The sequence below is a fragment of the Actinopolyspora sabaoui genome (assembly GCF_051225635.1).
Classification (GTDB): Bacteria; Actinomycetota; Actinomycetes; order Mycobacteriales; family Pseudonocardiaceae; genus Actinopolyspora.
Genome location: NZ_JBMIHH010000009.1, coordinates 66684 through 83962, shown reverse-complemented (window position 1 = coordinate 83962; position 17279 = coordinate 66684). Strand labels below are relative to the sequence as shown.

Annotated in this window: 16 protein-coding genes; 6 read left to right on the top strand and 10 right to left on the bottom strand. The window is 67.2% G+C overall.

The features are described 5' to 3' along the window. Nucleotides 1-70: 70 nt before the first annotated feature. From darG to ACOQFL_RS17290, 3 genes are all read right to left on the bottom strand, one after another. Nucleotides 71-1138, bottom strand: a complete 1068-nt coding sequence (darG, locus tag ACOQFL_RS17300) for a type II toxin-antitoxin system antitoxin DNA ADP-ribosyl glycohydrolase DarG (RefSeq protein WP_435545222.1) — start codon at nt 1136-1138, stop codon at nt 71-73. An 11-nt stretch (nt 1139-1149) separates the two neighbouring features. Continuing rightward, nucleotides 1150-1788: a type II toxin-antitoxin system toxin DNA ADP-ribosyl transferase DarT gene (gene darT, locus ACOQFL_RS17295; protein WP_435545221.1), complete on the bottom strand. Its 639-nt coding sequence runs from the start codon at nt 1786-1788 to the stop codon at nt 1150-1152. Nucleotides 1789-1904: 116 nt separating this feature from the next. Next, nucleotides 1905-2228, bottom strand: a complete 324-nt coding sequence (locus tag ACOQFL_RS17290; protein ID WP_435545220.1) for a hypothetical protein — start codon at nt 2226-2228, stop codon at nt 1905-1907. A gap of 150 nt (nt 2229-2378) precedes the next feature. On the opposite strand from ACOQFL_RS17290, the gene ACOQFL_RS17285 reads away from it, so the two are divergent. After that, the gene (locus ACOQFL_RS17285; RefSeq protein ID WP_435545219.1) at nt 2379-4016 is read left to right on the top strand and encodes a flavin-containing monooxygenase; all 1638 of its coding nucleotides are present in this window, start codon (nt 2379-2381) and stop codon (nt 4014-4016) included. Nucleotides 4017-4347: 331 nt separating this feature from the next. On the opposite strand, the gene ACOQFL_RS17280 is transcribed toward ACOQFL_RS17285, so the two are convergent. Both ACOQFL_RS17280 and ACOQFL_RS17275 read right to left on the bottom strand, forming a co-directional pair. Then, nucleotides 4348-5289, bottom strand: a complete 942-nt coding sequence (locus tag ACOQFL_RS17280; RefSeq protein ID WP_435545218.1) for a threonine/serine dehydratase — start codon at nt 5287-5289, stop codon at nt 4348-4350. Between the two features lie 313 nt (nt 5290-5602). Then, nucleotides 5603-6106 carry a GNAT family N-acetyltransferase gene (locus ACOQFL_RS17275; RefSeq protein ID WP_435545217.1) on the bottom strand — a complete coding sequence of 168 codons (504 nt, stop codon included), beginning with the start codon at nt 6104-6106 and terminating at the stop codon, nt 5603-5605. 154 nt (nt 6107-6260) lie between these two features. Between ACOQFL_RS17275 and ACOQFL_RS17270 the strand changes: the two genes are divergently transcribed. Next, a complete protein-coding gene (locus ACOQFL_RS17270; RefSeq protein WP_435545216.1) occupies nt 6261-6773 on the top strand; it encodes a DinB family protein in 513 nt (170 codons plus the stop codon). A 52-nt stretch (nt 6774-6825) separates the two neighbouring features. On the opposite strand, the gene ACOQFL_RS17265 is transcribed toward ACOQFL_RS17270, so the two are convergent. Beyond that, nucleotides 6826-7863, bottom strand: a complete 1038-nt coding sequence (locus ACOQFL_RS17265) for a zinc-binding dehydrogenase (protein WP_435545215.1) — start codon at nt 7861-7863, stop codon at nt 6826-6828. Nucleotides 7864-7967: 104 nt separating this feature from the next. Then, nucleotides 7968-8330 (bottom strand): GNAT family N-acetyltransferase, encoded by a 363-nt coding sequence (locus ACOQFL_RS17260; protein WP_435545214.1) that lies wholly within the window; start codon nt 8328-8330, stop codon nt 7968-7970. A 65-nt stretch (nt 8331-8395) separates the two neighbouring features. On the opposite strand from ACOQFL_RS17260, the gene ACOQFL_RS17255 reads away from it, so the two are divergent. Beyond that, nucleotides 8396-9415, top strand: a complete 1020-nt coding sequence (locus ACOQFL_RS17255; protein ID WP_435545213.1) for a pirin family protein — start codon at nt 8396-8398, stop codon at nt 9413-9415. A gap of 78 nt (nt 9416-9493) precedes the next feature. Here ACOQFL_RS17255 and ACOQFL_RS17250 read toward each other — a convergent pair whose 3' ends face one another. Beyond that, nucleotides 9494-9928: a VOC family protein gene (locus ACOQFL_RS17250; RefSeq protein ID WP_435545212.1), complete on the bottom strand. Its 435-nt coding sequence runs from the start codon at nt 9926-9928 to the stop codon at nt 9494-9496. Between the two features lie 96 nt (nt 9929-10024). Between ACOQFL_RS17250 and ACOQFL_RS17245 the strand changes: the two genes are divergently transcribed. Next, nucleotides 10025-10684 (top strand): class I SAM-dependent methyltransferase, encoded by a 660-nt coding sequence (locus tag ACOQFL_RS17245; protein WP_435545211.1) that lies wholly within the window; start codon nt 10025-10027, stop codon nt 10682-10684. 192 nt (nt 10685-10876) lie between these two features. On the opposite strand, the gene ACOQFL_RS17240 is transcribed toward ACOQFL_RS17245, so the two are convergent. Both ACOQFL_RS17240 and ACOQFL_RS17235 read right to left on the bottom strand, forming a co-directional pair. Continuing rightward, nucleotides 10877-12382 (bottom strand): AAA family ATPase, encoded by a 1506-nt coding sequence (locus ACOQFL_RS17240; RefSeq protein ID WP_435545210.1) that lies wholly within the window; start codon nt 12380-12382, stop codon nt 10877-10879. Nucleotides 12383-12386: 4 nt separating this feature from the next. Further along, entirely contained in the window at nt 12387-15227 is a 2841-nt protein-coding gene (locus ACOQFL_RS17235) for a hypothetical protein (RefSeq protein ID WP_435545209.1), read from the bottom strand. A 312-nt stretch (nt 15228-15539) separates the two neighbouring features. On the opposite strand from ACOQFL_RS17235, the gene ACOQFL_RS17230 reads away from it, so the two are divergent. Both ACOQFL_RS17230 and ACOQFL_RS17225 read left to right on the top strand, forming a co-directional pair. Beyond that, on the top strand, nt 15540-15872 hold the full coding sequence (locus ACOQFL_RS17230) for a hypothetical protein (RefSeq protein ID WP_435545208.1): 333 nt from the start codon (nt 15540-15542) through the stop codon (nt 15870-15872). Between the two features lie 3 nt (nt 15873-15875). After that, entirely contained in the window at nt 15876-17258 is a 1383-nt protein-coding gene (locus ACOQFL_RS17225; protein WP_435545207.1) for a hypothetical protein, read from the top strand. The last annotated feature ends 21 nt before the right edge of the window (nt 17259-17279 follow it).

Below are 17279 nucleotides of genomic sequence, written 5' to 3'. Positions count from 1 at the left end.
AGCGGCGGACGGGGTCCTCGATGGTCGCGGTCAGCACGGCACAACCGATGTCTTCGCAGTTCGACCGATCTCACCTACCGCACGGCCCACCGCTGGGTAGCCAACCCTCGCTCCGGAGCCGATGCCACGCGGTGGTGATGTGTTCCGGAGTCAGTAGCCGCTTCTTCCGAGCGTTCCAGCCACGTACGAACTCGATCGCTGCCTCGGGTCGCTCCGCGGCCCGTGGGTCCTCGATCGTGCTCCAGTGCACGCTCGCGAGCAGCTCCATACTGTAGGCGGACTCGAAGCCCTCACTGAGTCGCAACACCCGATCAATTCGTTCTCGTGTTTCCGGCGCGCCCCGGAGTGCCCGCTCCGCCTCGGCTGCCGCATCGGGCAACAATTCGATCGGTTCGGCCTCGTTAACCGGCTTGCTTCCGTCGCCGTAACCGACCGTGAAGTGCCCTTCCAGCATGTTCAGTACCCGGCGAAGGTTGTCGGCATAGGGTCCGTAGCGCCCCTTGCCGTATTCCAGTCGCAGGTTCTCGCCCGCCTGCTGCAGGAAGTACATGAGCTTCTGCACTTCGAGCTGCGAAACGCCCATGGCGACGGCCTCGTAACGACGTAGGAGAGTGAGCAGCGCGGCTCGGCCGACCGTCAGATCCGGGCGTTCGGTTCGGGTTACCATCTCGGAAGCGCTCGGTGCCCCTTCGGGAGAAAAGATCCGCGCTTCGATTCCGGACATCCGCTCGAACGTCCGCACGATGAGCGGACACACGTTCTCCCAGCCGAGTCCGCCATTGCCACACCCAAGAGGCGGAACAGCGACAGAGGTCACAGCGTATTCGTGCAGCACCCGTTCGAGATCGCTCAGTCCGGTTTCGATGTCTGCCAACCTGGAACGAGAACGCCAATGCTTCTTGGTGGGAAAATTGATCACCAGGCGTGGACCGGTCAACACTCCGGTCTCCCAAACGTGCATACGTCCCAGCCGCAGCTCGCCCCGCTCGGCGGCGGCAGCGTAGGCGCGGTACATCTCCGGGTATCGGCGACGGAACTGCAAGGCGATCCCCTTACCCATAACCCCGACGGTGTTGACGGGGTTCACGAGGGCATCCGCCTCCGCGTTGAGGAGGTCGCCGTGCGACTCCTTGATCACCGCTGCCCCTCTCAGAAGTACCAGTGCGGTTTGCTCTCCACCTGAACGGGCCGACCATACCCTGTGAGTACGTCACTCACCCGACGTGCACAGGCTGCGCTGTGAACCACTACCTTTTCGAAGGCTTCCCAGGGCACCTGGCGGTGTACGAGACACTCCGCCATACGTCGTTCTTTCCGGTCGGGCTCCTCCGCAGTATTGGCCCACATCTTGGCCACCATCAAGGGCCAGTCGATCAACGTGTCGAGAGTAGTACTCAGATGAGTGAAGTAAGCAGTGTCCAGTACCGCGTTACGGTCCGTGTAAACAGTGCGCGGTCGGAGCTTTAGCAAGCGTTCCAACGAGGTCACAAGATAAACCAGCGGATTCGTACCACCGTTGTGGTGCGCTACTTTTTCTCGCTGGATCTTGAACAACATCGGACTGGGGGGCGCGAAGTAGAACGGAACATAGTCGGCGATCACGCCGCCCGGAGGCACCTTGACAGGACGCCCCCGTCGCCGGCGTTTGATGTCGTTGTCGCCGACCTCGACCCGAAGCATGCTGCTGCCCCGAATCGCTGAATCGCACCACAGCCCGTTTTCGACGATCGTCGAAAGATGCTCCAGTGACGTGAAATGATACAAGTAGGTGGGTTTCGGACGCTGCACCCTGTCACCCCAGCGGACTCGGTGTCGATCTTCGCTCGCACCATAGCGATCCACCAAGCCAACACGAAACGTGCACAGGAAGTAACCTGCTGCGAAACGCGCTCGGCAGAAATCGATCAGCCGTCCTGCCAGGTATCGGCGCCGTAGCCGTCCCAGACCCGCTGCGGATCGAGTTTCGCCTCGTTGATGTGGACGGTTCCGCTGATCCCGGCCGTTCGCATCATCATCCACACCGTGTTCGCGAAGTCCGCCGCCTGTTCCGGTTCGCAGTCGAGTTCCACGCTGATCTCTTCGGCCATGTCGACAACTCTCGTTCGTGGGTGTGGAACGGCTTGCTCCCGCCCGACCACCGCGAGCCGGGCCGGGGTGATCGCGAGAGTAGCGCGTACCGCACGCTCCTGACAGCCGATCGCTCCACGCGGCGGATCGAGCTCACTCACTTGAACGTTGTATTTACACCACGGACGCACGCGTCGCATATTCACCGCGGGCCGGAAAGGAATACGGAGTCGAATCGCCCCGGCTGAACGCTCCGTACCGCCGAGGGCGCGGACCTGACCTCGACAACCACGCTCGCGCGGGAGGTGACAGTGTCCGAAGCCGACTCACCGGAACCGGACTTTCCGGAATCCGAATCAGCCGAGCCGGACGCGGTGGTGGTGGGAGCCGGTCTGGCCGGGCTCTACCAGCTCCACCGGCTGCGCGAACTGGGACTGCGGGTTCGGGTCTTCGAGAACGGCTCCGATGTGGGCGGCACCTGGTACTGGAACCGCTACCCCGGTGCGCGGTGCGACGTGGAGAGCATGTCCTACTCCTACTCGTTCTCACCGGAACTGGAGCAGGAATGGACCTGGACGGAGAAGTACGCGGCACAACCGGAGATCCTGCGCTACGTCCAACACGTCGCCGAACGTTTCGACCTGCGGCGCGGCATCACCTTCGACACCCGCGTCACCGAGGCGCACTACGACGAGCACGCGCACCGCTGGCTGGTGCGCACCGACACCGGTGAGTCGGTGTCGACACGGTTCCTGGTCATGGCGACCGGCTGCCTGTCCGCGAGCAAACCACCGGAACTGCCCGGAATCGAGCGGTTCGTCGGGGCGGTGCACCACACCGGCCGCTGGCCGCACGAGGGCGTGGACCTCACCGGGCAGCGGGTCGGGGTGATCGGCACCGGGTCCTCCGGCATCCAGGCGATCCCGGAACTGGCCGAACAGGCCGCCGAACTGACGGTGTTCCAACGCACCCCGAACTTCAGCATGCCCGCTTTCAACCGGCCGCTGCGCGATGACGAGATCGCCGAGCGCAAGGCGAACTACCGGCAGTGGCGCGCGGCGCAACGCGACTCGCACGCCGGTGTGCCCAGGCAACCCGCCGAACGCTCGGCGTTCGAGGACTCCCCGGCACAGCGCGAGGAAACCTACCGGCAGGGTTGGCAGGAGGGCAGCCTGTTCGGCATCCCGGCCAGCTACGCCGACATCCTCGTCGACCCGGCCGCGAACGAGACCGCCGCCGAGTTCGTGCGCGCGAGGATCCGCGACAAGGTACACGACCCGGACCTCGCCGAGACGCTCTCGCCGCGCGACTTCCCGATCGGAACCAAGCGGCCCTGCCTGGACACCGGTTACTACGAGACGTTCAACCGGGAGCACGTGCACCTGGTGGACCTGCGGACCACCCCGCTGACCGAGATCGTCGAAACCGGGGTACGCACCTCGGGGCGGGTGTACGAACTGGACACGCTGGTGTTCGCCACCGGTTTCGACGCCATGACCGGCGCGCTGCAAGCGGTCGACATCCGCGGCAGGAACGGGCGAACGCTGCGGGAGCACTGGTCGGCCGGGCCACGCACCTACCTGGGACTGGCCGTGTCGGGCTTTCCCAACCTGTTCACCGTGACCGGCCCCACCAGCCCCTCGGTGCTGAGCAACATGATCGTGTCCATCGAGCAGCACGTGGACTGGATCACCGACTGCGTCTCGTACCTGGCAGCCAGCGGTCTCACCGAGATCGAGGCCACCGAGCGGGCCGAGCGGGAGTGGCTGGACCACGCCGCCGAGGCGGGCGACGCCACGCTCTACCCGACCGCCGACTCGTGGTACACCGGCGCCAACGTGCCGGGCAAACCCCGGGTGCTGCTTGCCTACGTGGGCGGGGTCGCCGCGTACCGCCAGTGGTGCGAGCAGGTGGTCCACAACGGATACTCGGGTTTCTCGTTGGAATAGCATTTCTCAGCTCGGATTGCTTAGGTGGTTTCGTGGCGGAACCTCTCGCACGGCTCTCGCTGCGGGGAGACCCGACATCGGGTAGCGACCTACACAACGTCGGGCCTTCCTCGCGAGAGCCGCACGGGAGAACCCGCGGTCGGTACTGCTGCGAGGATGGTGGGAGTTCGGCCCGCGGGAGTGGTTGGGGTTCGGCTTGAATACTTGGCAGGCGCGGCGATTTCGCGAGAAATCGACGCCCGCCCGGGCCGGTCCACCTCACGCACCGGGCCCCTTTCCCAGCGGCGCGGCGATTTCGTGGGAAATTGAGGGTGTTCGGGCGGGTTGGCTTTCACACCAGATCGGTGGGGTCGGTGTTGGCGCCGCACAACACCACGGCGAGGCGTTCGCCTTCGGCGGGGCGGTAAGCCCCGGCGAACAGCGCCGCCAGCGCGGCCGCCGTGCCGTGTTCCACCACGATCCGGTAACGCTGCCACAGGTACTTCCGCGCCGCCACGATGTGCTCGTCGTCAACCAGCACCGAACGCACTCCCGTTCGCGTGGCCACCTCGTAGGCGATCTCGCCGAGCCGGGTGGCGCCGAGCGAGTCCTTGGCGACGCCCGAGACCGCCACGTCGGTGGGGCCGCCCTCGGCCAGCGCGGTGTGCAGCGTCGGGATGCCGGTCGGTTCCACACCCACCACCCGCGCGCGGGATTCGAGCGCGGCGGCGACTCCGGCCATCAGTCCACCGCCGCCGACGGCCAGCAGCACGGTGTCGAGTTCCCCATCGATCTGTTCGAACAGTTCCGTGCCCAGCGTGCCGTTACCAGCGCACATCTCGGGCTGGTCGTAGGCGTGGCAGAACACCGCGCCGTTCTCCTCGACGTCCTTGCTCGCCGCCCGGTAAGCATCGGCGTAGACCTCACCGACCGCCACGACCTCCGCGCCCAGCTCCCGCAGCTTCGCCTGCTTGAAGGCCGGTGCGTTGGCCGGGACGTAGACCCGGGCGGGAACCCCGTGCCGGGAAGCGGCGTGCGCCACGGCCATCCCCGCGTTGCCGCCGGAGGCCGCGACCACTCCCGCCTCGCCGATCCGCCCCTCGGCGAGGGCCGAAACCACCCGGTTGTACGCGCCGCGTGCCTTGAACGAGCCGGTGTGCTGCGACTGTTCGAGTTTGAGCCGGACGCTCGCCGCGCCGGGAACCAGCTCGGGATCCAGGTCGATCACCGGGGTACGCCGCACGCTGCCCGAGATTCGCTGCCTTGCCGTCTCCACATCCGAATGAGTTGTCACGGTTCCAGCTTGCCCGGTGTGTCACGGAGATGACCAGCGGGTTCAGGGTCACGGCGCTCCACCGGAAAGGTGACGGTGGCGAGTGGGTTGGGCGGTGACCGCATCGTGCGCGCCCCACCTGGTGCGGCGTCAATTTCTCGCGAAATCGCCGCAGCGGTGAGCGGCACGCTCGGGGACACCGTCAATTTCCCAAGAAATCACCGGCCACGGGAAACAGCACACGAGCGGTCCACGAGTATCGCGACGGCTCCGACTGGGCCCGTGTCGTGCGCCGGTTCGGTATCGAGCTGCGGACCGGGACTCCGGGCAAGGATCAGATCGGCTTCTCGAACAGGATCACGGGAAACAGCTCACGGATAACGTGCCTGCCCACCTCGTGGAACCCCCGTGCCGCGTAGTAGGAGCGCAGCGTGGCGTTGGACTCGGCGCAGTCGAGCCGGAAGGTGTCCACCCCAGCGGCGCGGCCGATATCAGCGGCGCTTTCCAGCAGGAAGGTGCCCATTCCGGTTCGGGACATCGAGCGGTCGACCATGAGGCCGTGGACGTAGACAGCGGGCGTGGTGTCCGCGCCCCAGAAGTCGGGATCGGACCACAGCACCCGCATCGCCGCGACGACACCGAGTTCCGGCAGCCGCACGCGGCGCCACTCCGCGCGTTCGATCTCGCTCGCGATCCGGTCGAGCGAGACCTCACCGCGCGGCCACTGCTCGATTCCCCGGTCGCGCAGCCAGTCCTCCAACTTCCTGCGCAGGCGGTGTATCGGAGGGGCGTCCTCCGGGGTGGCCGTTTCGAGCTGCCACTGTCGTGTCTCGGTCACGCGGGTGAGGGTAGTTCCGGTTTCCGGCTCTCCCCGGACCCGATGCACCGCGAGGCGCGAGCTCGCGTGCCGGTAACCGGGTACCGACCGGTGGCTCCACGCGAGTTCCGAGTACACAGTGGCTAGCACGACCGTGCGGTGGAAGACTGCCGACATGACGAGGCCGCCGTTCCCGGAACCCACCGATCCCCGCGAATCACGAACCGAGGTGTTCCTCGGTTATCTCGACTACTTCCGCGCGGCGCTGGTGGACAAGCTACGCGGACTTCCGGAGGACGAGCTGCGCTCCAGCAGGCTGCCGTCCGGTTGGAGTCCGATCACGCTGCTGAAGCACCTCACCAACGTCGAACACAGGTGGCTGGTTTGGCGATTCGGCGGCGAACACGTCGAGCGACCGTGGCCGGAGCGCTCGGAAGGACGCTGGTACGTCCCGAACGACGAGTCGCTGGAAGAACTCGTGGCGTCGCTGCACGAACAGGCCGGGCGCAGCGACGCGATCGTACGAGCCCACGAACTCTCCGACACCGGCAGCGCCGGTGAGGCGTGGGACGACGAACCACCGGCGAGCCTGGAACGGATCCTGTTTCACCTGGTGCAGGAGTACGCCCGCCACCTCGGACACCTCGACATCGTCCGCGAACTGATCGACGGCGAGGTCGGGGAATGAACCCGCTCGGTCATACCGCACACCCGAGTCCCCACGGAAACCGGAGCATCGGCTACGGCACCACCACGATCTTGCCGACGTAGTCGCCCGCCCGGAACCGGCGCTGTGCCGAGTGGATGTCGTCGAGCGAGTAGCTGTCCGCGATGCGCGGGCGCGGTTCGCCGGAACGCGCCGCCGCCACGAGCTCGGCGAAGTGCGCGCGGGTGTGCATCGAGGAGCCGATCAGGCTGAGGTTGTGCAGGTACAACCGGCGCAGGTCGAATTCGATCACCGCCTGGGCGATGGCCCCGGCGACGACGCAGCGACCGTCGTCCCGCAGCAGCGGCAGCAGGCGCCCCAGCTGCGGGCCGCCGACCACGTCGGCTACCGCGTCCAATCCGTCGGGAGCGAACTCCCGCACCCGGTCGGCGAGATCGGCGGCGTCCCGCAGCGCCACCCGGTGCGCCCCGGCGGCGCGAACCTCGTTCTCCTTGCCGCCGCTGGTGATCGCCAGCACCTCCGCACCGCGAGTGGCGGCCAGTTGGACCACGGCGAGCCCCACTCCGCCGGACGCTCCGGTGACCAGGATCTTCTCGCCCGAAGTCACTCCGGCGCGTTCCAGCATGCCCATCGCGGTGCCGTAGGCGATCGGCAGCGCTGCCAGTTCCTCGTCCGTAAGCGGCGAGTCGGTCACGTCGTGGGCCTGCCGGTCGGCGACGAGCACGTACTCGGCGAAGCCACCGTCGTACTCGCTGCCCAGCAGGCCGATCGGCGGGGCGTGCGGGCCTTCGTCGCGGTACTCGGCCGGGTCGACGAGCACCCGACGCCCGACACGATCACTCGGCACGTCGGAGCCGACCGAGGCGACCACGCCCGCCACGTCACCGCCCTGGATACGGGGAAACGCGATCGGCCCGCGCCATCCCGCGAGCGCGTGGGGATAGCCGGGAAGGCCGTAGGCGCCCTCCCTGGTCCAGATGTCGGTGTTGTTCAGGGCACCGGCACCGACCCGGATCAGCAGCTGTCCGGGGCCGGGTTCCGGGACCGCCACGTCGTCGCGGTTTTCGAGCTTTTCGGGACCGCCGTGTGTCGTGAGCAGTACAGCGCGCATCGCGCACCTCCATTATTTAGACCGGTCTGTCTATAAACAGTCTGGCACAGCCGGACCGGAAACGCACAGCACCCCCGAGACGGCGACACCGAGACGAACCGGGATCACTCCGAGCGCACGGCAGCCAGCACGTCCGGGGTGACCGGATCCCGGATGTCGTCGAAGTCGTGGTGGTTGTCGAGGTATCTGGTCACGAACGGACAGACGGCGGCGATCCGCATCCCCGCGGCCCGCGTCTCCCGCAGCGCACCCGAGATCAGCTCGCTGCCCAGACCACGACCGGCGAAGTCGTCGTCGATCTCGGTGTGCACGAAGACGCGCTGGTTCCCGCGGTCGAGGTAGCGCGTGAGCCCCGCCCGCACGCCGTCGACGCTGATCTCGTAGCGGTTCCGGGACGGCACGTCGAACACCGAGACCTCGGACGGAGGATTCTTGGCTGGTGTGCCACCACGCTGTTCCTCGGACATTCCGCCACTATGCCGCACACTCGGGTGGAACACGACCGGACTCCAATACGGGACGCGAGAAGACGATGAGCAATCTTGATGCCGCTCCGACCGAGTTGACCTGTACCAATGCCGACGACCAGGCAGGGCGGGCGTGGCTGCTGCGTCCCCGTGAGGTTCCGCTGGGCGGGCCGAGAGCGATGACGGTGCGCCGCACGCTGCCGCAACGGGCGCGGTCACTGATCGGGGCGTGGTGCTTCGTCGACCACTACGGCCCCGACGACGTGTCCGGGACCGGTGGCATGCGGGTTCCCGGCCACCCGCACACCGGACTGCAGACCGTCTCGTGGTTGTTCAGCGGCGAGGTCGAGCACCGCGACACGCTCGGAACGCACGCCCTCGTGCGGCCGGGTGAGCTCAACCTGATGACGGCGGGCTCGGGCATCGCTCACTCGGAGTACTCCACATCGGACACGAGCGTGCTGCACGGGGCGCAGCTCTGGGTGGCGCTGCCCGAACGCCACCGGTTCACCGACGCGGCGTTCGACAACTACGCACCGCCGGTTCTGGAACGGAACGGCGCGCGCGTGTCGGTCTTCCTGGGCAGCCTGTTCGGGCAGACCTCGCCGGTTCCCACCTACACCCCGCTGCTCGGTGCCGAGATCACGCTACCGCCCGGCGGGAGCCTGGATCTGAACATCGACCCCGCTTTCGAACACGGCGTGCTCGTCGACAGCGGCGAGGTGACCGTGGCCGGCGTGGCGGCGAGCGCGGGCGAGCTGGTCTGCCAGGACACCGGGCCGGAACGGCTCACGTTGCGTGCGGGAGCGGCTGAACGGGCGCGGGTGCTGCTGCTCGGCGGGCAACCGCTCGGCGAACGGATCGTGATGTGGTGGAACTTCATCGGGCGCGGCCACGAGGAGATCGCGGCGTTCCGCGAGCGGTGGCAGCACGAACGCGAGCGGCCGGATTCCGGGGAGGACCGGGATACCCAGGCATCGGGGCAGTACGGGGCGTCGCGGCAGTACGGGGAATTCCCGGCGCGGTGGGAGGCGACCCTGCCCGCTCCGGAGCTTCCCAACGCGCGGCTCAAGCCTCGCGAATGAGTGGTTCGGTTCCGGTTGTGCGTGGTGATCACTTCCGGTGAACCACTCGTGGCGCGGGACTGCTGGGAGCCCCCGGAACTACTGGGAGCCGAGGTCGGGAATGGTGATCGTGCCGTCCTCGGCGATCGGGAAACCCGGGTTGTACGCGATCTCCCAGGCGTGCCCGTCGAGGTCGGTGAACACCCCGGCGTAACCGCCGTAGAACGTCTCGGCGGCGGGCCGGGTCACCGTGGCTCCCGCCTGACGTGCGGTTGCCAGGACCTCGTCGACCTCCGCTTCGGAACGAACGTTGTGCGCGAGGCAGACACCGCCGAACCCGCCGTCCCGCTCACCGGTGAGGCCGGTGTCGGCCGCGAGCTCCTCCCTGCCCCAGAGCACGACGGCTCCACCGGGCGTGCGGAAGAAGACGGTCCGTTCGAGTTCCTGCCCCCGCCACCCCAATCGTTCGTAGAACTCCTTGGCACGCCGCAGGTCGGTGACACCGAGGGTGACCAGGCTGATCCGCTGTTCCATGTTGGAAAGCTACCGCGCTGGGCCGACACTCGCCCGGCAACCGAGGTCGCCGCGAAATCGGCTCACACCACGTGGAGCAGCGGCTATCATCCGGGGATGCGCGACGAGGGAACCGAAACGCTGCTGGCGGAGCAGATCGACTACTATCGCGCGGCGGCACCGGAGTACTTCCAGGGGACACTCGACTTTCCCGGCCTGGACGAGTTCGAGCGGGTGCTGGCGGAGTTCGCGCCCAGCGGCGACGTGCTGGAACTGGCGTGCGGCCCGGGCACGTGGACCCCGGAACTGGCGCGGCACGCGAACACCCTGACGGCCCTCGACTCCTCTCCCGAGATGCTGCGTGTGGCGCGGGAGCGAACCAACGACGAGCACGTCCGATTCGAGCTGGGCGACCTGTTCGACTGGCGACCGGAGCGGCGCTACGACGTGGTGTTCTTCGGTTTCTGGATCTCGCACGTGCCGCTCGATCGCTTCGCGGAGTTCTGGGAGCTGGTGGCCGACTGCCTCGCGCCCGGCGGGCGGGTGCTGTTCATCGACGACGCGTACCGCACCGCCGACGAGCTGATCGAGGGCGAGGAGTCCTCGACCATCCGTCGCAGGCTGAGCGACGGTACCCAGCACCGGGCGGTGAAGGTCCCGCACGAACCCGGCGAGCTGCAGGAGCGCCTCACCCGGCTCGGCTGGGACATCGAGGTGCGCCCCACCGCCGGACCGTTCTACTGGGGGCGCGGAAAACCAGCTCCGTCAGCCGCGTGACACGGTGAGGCCAATGGGGATGGTTCGGCCGTTCGGCGCGCTGAGCTGGTGAAGGAGAACGAATCCATGTCCACTGCGGCTCGGTATCATCCGTTCGGGGTTCACCGGGCCCGATTGGTCGAGCGCCGCTTACTCACCTGGTCGTGCGACGCCAGGATGGTGAACGGGGCACGAACGTGGATAGCACCTTCCCTACTCCTGGCCGGAGCCGATGGTGAGCGTGCCGCGCGCGAAGGTGCCGAGGATGCGCTGGTGGGTCTGGCGCGGCAGGTGCCGGTTGCCCGGCTCACCGAACGGGGTGCCCGGCCGGACCGGGGCCTCGCCGAGCAGTTCGTCGATCCCGGCCCGGGTGACCATCAGCAAGCCGTGCGTGGCGCGCGTGCAGGTCACGGCCAGCCTGCCGAAGGCCGAGTTGAACTCGTCCAGCCGCGAGGCGCCGCTCAACGGGTGGATCGCGACCGTGAGGCGGTTCGTCTGCCCCTGCCACGAATCCACCGTCGAGGCCACTACCTCGTCCTCGCGCAGCGAGTACCTCTTCCGCAGCCGCTCGGCGACATCGGTGGCGTCGTCCACCGCCTGGTTGCGCGTCGCCAGGATCGCGACCAGCGGATCACCGGAATCCGCACCCGGGCGTGCCGTGAGCGTGTTTCCCGTGGGAGCGCCCTCGGCGTCGTACTCGGCGTGTTCGAGCACGAAACCCGAGGCGAGCAGCTCGTCAAGCAGCGACTCGACCGCTGCCAGCAGCGGCGGGTCCACATCGGCCGCCTCGGGCTCGGGCAGCCCGTCGACTTCGAGCAGCGTCGGCACGCCGGTACCGACCTGCCGCCAGATCGCGGCCGACTCACCGGAGAGTTCCTCGGCCACCAACGCCCGGTCCCCCGGCGCCGCCACGCAGTCGAGCTCCGCCCACTCCGGGTAGAACGCCCGCCACAGTTCGAGGTGACCGGCGGCGGGTCGCCAGACGGCCGGTAGTTCGACGGACCAGGTGCGTTCGTCGCCCTCGTAGTCGGTGGGCCAGGCGCGGTAGGGGTTGAAGCCCGGATCGCCCCGCCACGGGTTCGCGCCCACCTCCAGCGGCGGGAGCTGCCCGACGTCACCGACCCCGACCGTGATCGGGGCCGCCTTGGCCACCCTGTCGAACAGGTGGTGCGGCAGCTGCCACGCCTCGTCGACGAACAGCACGTCGAACACGGTCTCGCCGTTGTGCCCGGGGCCGAGGTGTTCGGCCAGCCGGTCCAGCTCACGCGGCGTACCGAGCCGGTGCGCGGTCGAGATCACCACCTCGCACTCGGCCGGGAGGTCCGAAGCCTTGGTGACCACGGTGGAGTGGGAACTCGCGTCCTCGGGAATCTCCCGGTACCGGTCCTTGCCGACGAACAGGCAAACCCGATCCGCGCCGAGGAGCCGCCCCAGCGCGGCCGCGAGCGGGTGGATCTGCTTGTTCGTGAAGGCGGTGATCACCACGCGAACGCACTCGGGCCGCGCCACCGCATCGGCAACCAGCCGCCGCAGGATGAAGGACTTGCCCGCACCCGCCGCGGCCTTGAGCAACAGCCGATCCAGCGGGGCGGTGCCTGCCAACGTGTCGCGCAGCACCCGGATCGCCTCGTCCGCCACGGCGGCGTTACCCGCCGCCGCCCGGTCGTGGTGCACTCGATCGGCGGCGCTGTCCTCCGGTTGGCGGAACTCGACCGTCACGTCATCACTCCAGGTCGTCGAGGGTGATGTCGTCCGGGGGATCCGTCACCGGCCGGGTGGCGGCGTCGGCGACCGGCGCCCCGGCTGGAGCCACCTCGAACGCGTCGGAGTCCGCGATCGGCGGCCACACCTCCGGGTTGAGCTCGCCACGGGCGCGGCGCTCGGCGAGCTGGTCGGACCGCTCGGCCTCGACGTCCTCGTGCGGACGACAGCAGCGCTCGTGCGTCTCGGGGTCCTCGGCGTAGGAGTTCGGCTCGCACGTCGGCCCCGGCGCCGCGAGGTTGTCCACCCGGGGTCTCTCGACACCGAGGAACGCGTTGCCCTTGTTCGTCGAGAACCACGCGAAATCGGCGACGATCAGCCGGTCCCCCACGGACAGCTCGGGAACGTGCTCCGGCTTCCAGGCGAACCGGCGGGGCGTCTCGGCATCGGCCACATCGGACAGCGGGCCGATCGAAAACCCGGCGAACTTGAAGTTGCTCTTCTGCACCGTGAGTTCCACATCCGGGTGTTCCACTCGGGAATCACCGTTGACGTGCAGCAGCACGATCCTGGTTCCGGCGCGGATCCGGCGGGAAGCCACGTCGAGCACCAGCGGCCGGACCGAGACCACCGTGGCGACGGCCACCTCGCGCGTGCCGACGTCGGTGGCCAGCTCGTCGGCGAACTGCGGGTTCGACAGCGCCTGGAGCTGGCTTCGGCACTTCCCGTCGCTCTCGATGACGTCCACGAGCGCGTTGCGCCAGAAACGGTGCGTCCGGCCGAACCGGACCAGGTCGGAGGCGCGCATGGCGAGCCGTCGCCGCCAGACCGCCTGGGCGTCGGCCTCGATCTCGCGGTGCACCAGACGCAGCCGCGAGTCCGGAAAGGTGTGCAGCACGGCCAGGGCTCGGTCGAGGATGCCGCGCTTGTAGTCGAGCTCCTCGGTCACCAGCGCGGTGTACTCGTTCGCGGTCGGATCCGGCTGTTCGGTGCCGGATCGTTCCGGGGTGGGCTGCTCGGGACCGGGCTGCTCCGAATAGGACCGCTCGGCATCCGCTCCGGTCAGCGCCTCGTGGATCGCGTCCGAACTCCCGCTTGTCAGCCGGGCGCCGGGGGTGTGCGGCGCGGCCTCGATCTCGTCCTCCAGGTCGCGCGGTTTCACCGGCCCCTCGGTCACGGTTTCCGCCCAGCGCACCAGGTAGTCCAGCCGGTAGGAGGCCGACTGTGGCCCGCCCGCCACCACGTGTCGCGCCAGTGGCTCCCGCAGCACGATGATCGGAGACCGGAGGGTGAGCGCCCTGGCTCGGTCCTCCTCCAGCAGGAACGACACCGCGGTGCGTGCCGTCTCCGGCAGGGCGTGCGGGATCTCGGCGGGCTCGCCGTCGAAGGTCAGTGGAGTGCGACCCATCAGCTCGTCGCGTCGCCAGCGCAGCCCGCTGAGCTCGATGCCCGCCAGGTTGTCGGCGATCGAGACGAGCACGTCGGCCGTCGACTGGTCCGGGACCACGAGGTGGACCGGGCCGGGATTCTCCGCGTCGAGGCGGCGCTGCTCAGCCATCGCCTCGGACAGTTCCCGGCCCAGCAGGTGCATCACCTCGCGCCGGGTCCACGCGGACTGCGGATCGTCGAACACGGTGGTCCGCCACGGCTCGGGGCCGCGCGTGGCGACGCGCCGCAGCGCGATCCCGTGTATACCGAGGACCGCGGAGTCCGATTTGGCCAGTACGAGGTCGAGGGTGCCCGGGCGGCCCGCCTGATCGACGCGTCGCTGGCCGGTGAGGCGTGCGACTCCGTCCAGCGTCGCGGACACGTTGGCGACCACCGAGGCGGGCGCGTTGGACGGTTCGTCCGAGCCGTCCACCATGCCGGCGAGTTGGGGACGCGTGTCGGGCGGTATTCCCAGCTCGACCAGCAGGTCGGTCGGGTCGTCGGAGGTGCGGAGCTCGTCGCGGCAGTAGGAGAACAGGGTGCAGGTGGTGCAGGAGGCGGGGTCGAAGGTCGCCCGCAGGTGCGCGACGTAGTCCGCGAGGTTCGCGGTTTCCTCCGGTGCCGACCGCTCGAACTCGCGTTGCCGCTCCGCAAGCCGCATCCGCACCTCGGCGCGGTGGTCGTCGAGCGCTTCGACCAGGGCCTCGGGTTGCAGGAAGGCGTTGCGCGGGACGGCGAGCACCCCGTGCGAGTGCACCGACATGCCGGTGGGCAGGGACGCTCGGGAGCGGGCGGACTCCGCCGCGAGGGCCACCCGCAGGAAACCCTTGAGCAGCCTGGCGTCCTCGATGCGGGATCTCACCCGTTCGTAGTCCTTGGCGGCGCCGAGGATCAGCCAGGTGTCGCCGTCGGCATCCGGTTCGGGGGCGATCACGGCGAGGTCGGATTCCACGTCGGGTTCGGCTACCGCGGCCCGGTTGCCCGGGGGTGCCGCGCTCTCCGGGAGTGCCACGCTGTCTTCGGGGTCCTCCACCGGTGCGGCGAGCGGCAGCGCGAGCGAGTGCAGCAGCGTCACCGAGCCGTCGGAAGCGGCTCTGGCGTGCGCGTCCGCCAGCAGGCCCCTGGTCTTGTCGGCGTCGCCGTGCGCGTCGGCCGTGACGATGTCGGTGGGGCGGTTCAGGCCGAGCCTGCCGACCGTGGTGGTCGCCAACTCGCTCGCGAAGCGGTCCGTGCGCACCAGGTGTTCGAAGGTGACGGCACGCATCCACCGGGCAGCCGGGATGCGACCCGAGTCGTCGGGGTAACCGATCTCGGCCGCGAGTTGCCGCCGCGTGCGCCCCACCAGCAGCGGGTCGGTGCCGCGGAAGCGGGCGCAGGCGACGTGCGCGGACGCGGCGACGTCACTCGCCGCCGCCGTGAGCGAGCTCTCCGCCATGCGAAAACCCCCAGTGGCGAGCCGGAACGCTCAGCCGGGCACGAGGTGACAGGTCACGGCCCACGAGTGTAGGAGACCGTGATCCGGCGGAGTATCACGCTCGTTGAAACCCACTTCTGATCGCAGCGGCCCGCTGGATTCGTAAGGCGACAGAAGCGGGGTCTTGCACGAGCCCACTGCAGCGAGCACCGGCCCACCGGCAAGATCACTCTTTTTGGCGTGCTGCTCCTTTCGAGTGTATGAGGCCGAACCGACACCGTTTCGGATCAAGTTTCGCTAGATTTCCGAGAGAAATCCGTGGAGGGAGCTTTCTTGACGCCGAGCTTTCACCTAGATCCAGAGTCCATCGACGGCAACTCTCATGTGCTGGCCGAGCTGGCCGGGCTGCTCCGAGCGGGTCGCCTTGATGGTGATCTGGCTACCATGGCGAGATCACCAAGGTCACATCCGGACGTCGGTAAGAAAGTCGAAGAGTTCGCTTCGTTCGCGCACAACCAGCATCGTGATCTCGTTGCACTGCTGGGGGCACTGTCGACCAAGCTCAAAGCAGTCGGCGAGGAGCACGTCGGTATCGACGCTCAAGTGAGCGACGAGCTCGAACGACTCCTGTCGGAAGGAAGCTACGTACCACCTGGAAAGCGATGATCCATGACCTACTTCGAAGAAGTCGAGTTCCTCACCGAGGTAGCACCAAACCTGATAGAGAGAAACTCCGAGGAGTTCAAAAGAATTCACAAACTGCTTGAATCAACACTACCCACCGTAAAACGGGTAAAACAGGATACCGACTGGCAGGGATCCGGACGGGAAAAGTACGACTCACGCCTGGACGACGCCGGCGGACTGGTCGAAAATTTGTCCAAAGGATTCATCAAGGCATCCGAAGCACTCGCGAACTATGCACCGGAGGCAGATAAAGCACGAAAGCTCGTCGAGGAGGGACAAGTAAGCGAGCAAAAGCTTTCGGACGAGATCGAAAAGGTCGCGACTGCCATAACCAGAACCGCCCAAAAAGCCGAACCCATGAGACAATGGGAAGACATTCGTGCCACTACTGGAGTTTTCGACTGGCTTGCCGAACTCGGCATGGACGTGGACTCCATCCGCGAGAAAGCCGAACGATTTTATCGACAGACCGACGAAAAATTCACACAAGCAAAAGACACGGAGAAGTCGGCACGTGACGCGTGCCTCGAAGGAATGGATTCCGCGTACCGCGCACTGCCGGACTTTCGCACGAATTCCAAGGAATCCGCCGCCATCATATCCGGAATCGAAACGATCGCACAAGAAGCGTCGGAGGCAGCAGGCAATGCTAATGTTTCCCTGAGCGGTAGTGGCCCCAAAACAGGATTGAACGATATTTCACCGGAAACCGAGGTGTCGCCAAAACTTCAGCGTTTCCGAGACATCGCCGCGAACCTCCCGGAGGGAACAAATACTCCTTACTGGCTCAGCGAATCCTCGAACGAGTTCCGGCAAGATTGGATTCAGCAGAACAAGGCCACGATCGAGGCAGCCGCCAAGCAGTCCGGGTTACCAACGGACCTGGTGGCGGGAATCGCATGGCAAGAAGTAGGCGGAAAAGGAAGAGTTTTCGATGACATGACACAGACCGCCCGGGATTTCGCCGATTCGGGCTGGAGTCCGGTGACACCCGAAAACCTGCCAGACCGACTTGCGGGTGATCCGGACGAAACATCCTATGGAGCTCTCTCCATCCAAGTTCGACGAGCGGCCGAGGTTCTCGGCTACGATCCAGAAAATCTCACCGAGGCACAGCGAGAAGAAGTGATCGCCGCTTCCGAGAACCCAAAGACGAATATCATGATCAGTGCCGAGCATCTCGCGAATCTGAAAGCTCGAAGTGAATTCGCGGACGTGCCCGCGGGAGAGATGACCTCGGAACAGTACGCCGAGCTCGGTGCCCGTTACAATGGGGGCCCCAACTGGAACGAGAACGCCAATGCACAAGCGTACGGTGAAACCCTGCTCGATCATCTGCCTGAAGCGAGAAAAGCGATGCAGTAACCGGTTCATGAGTAAGGATCC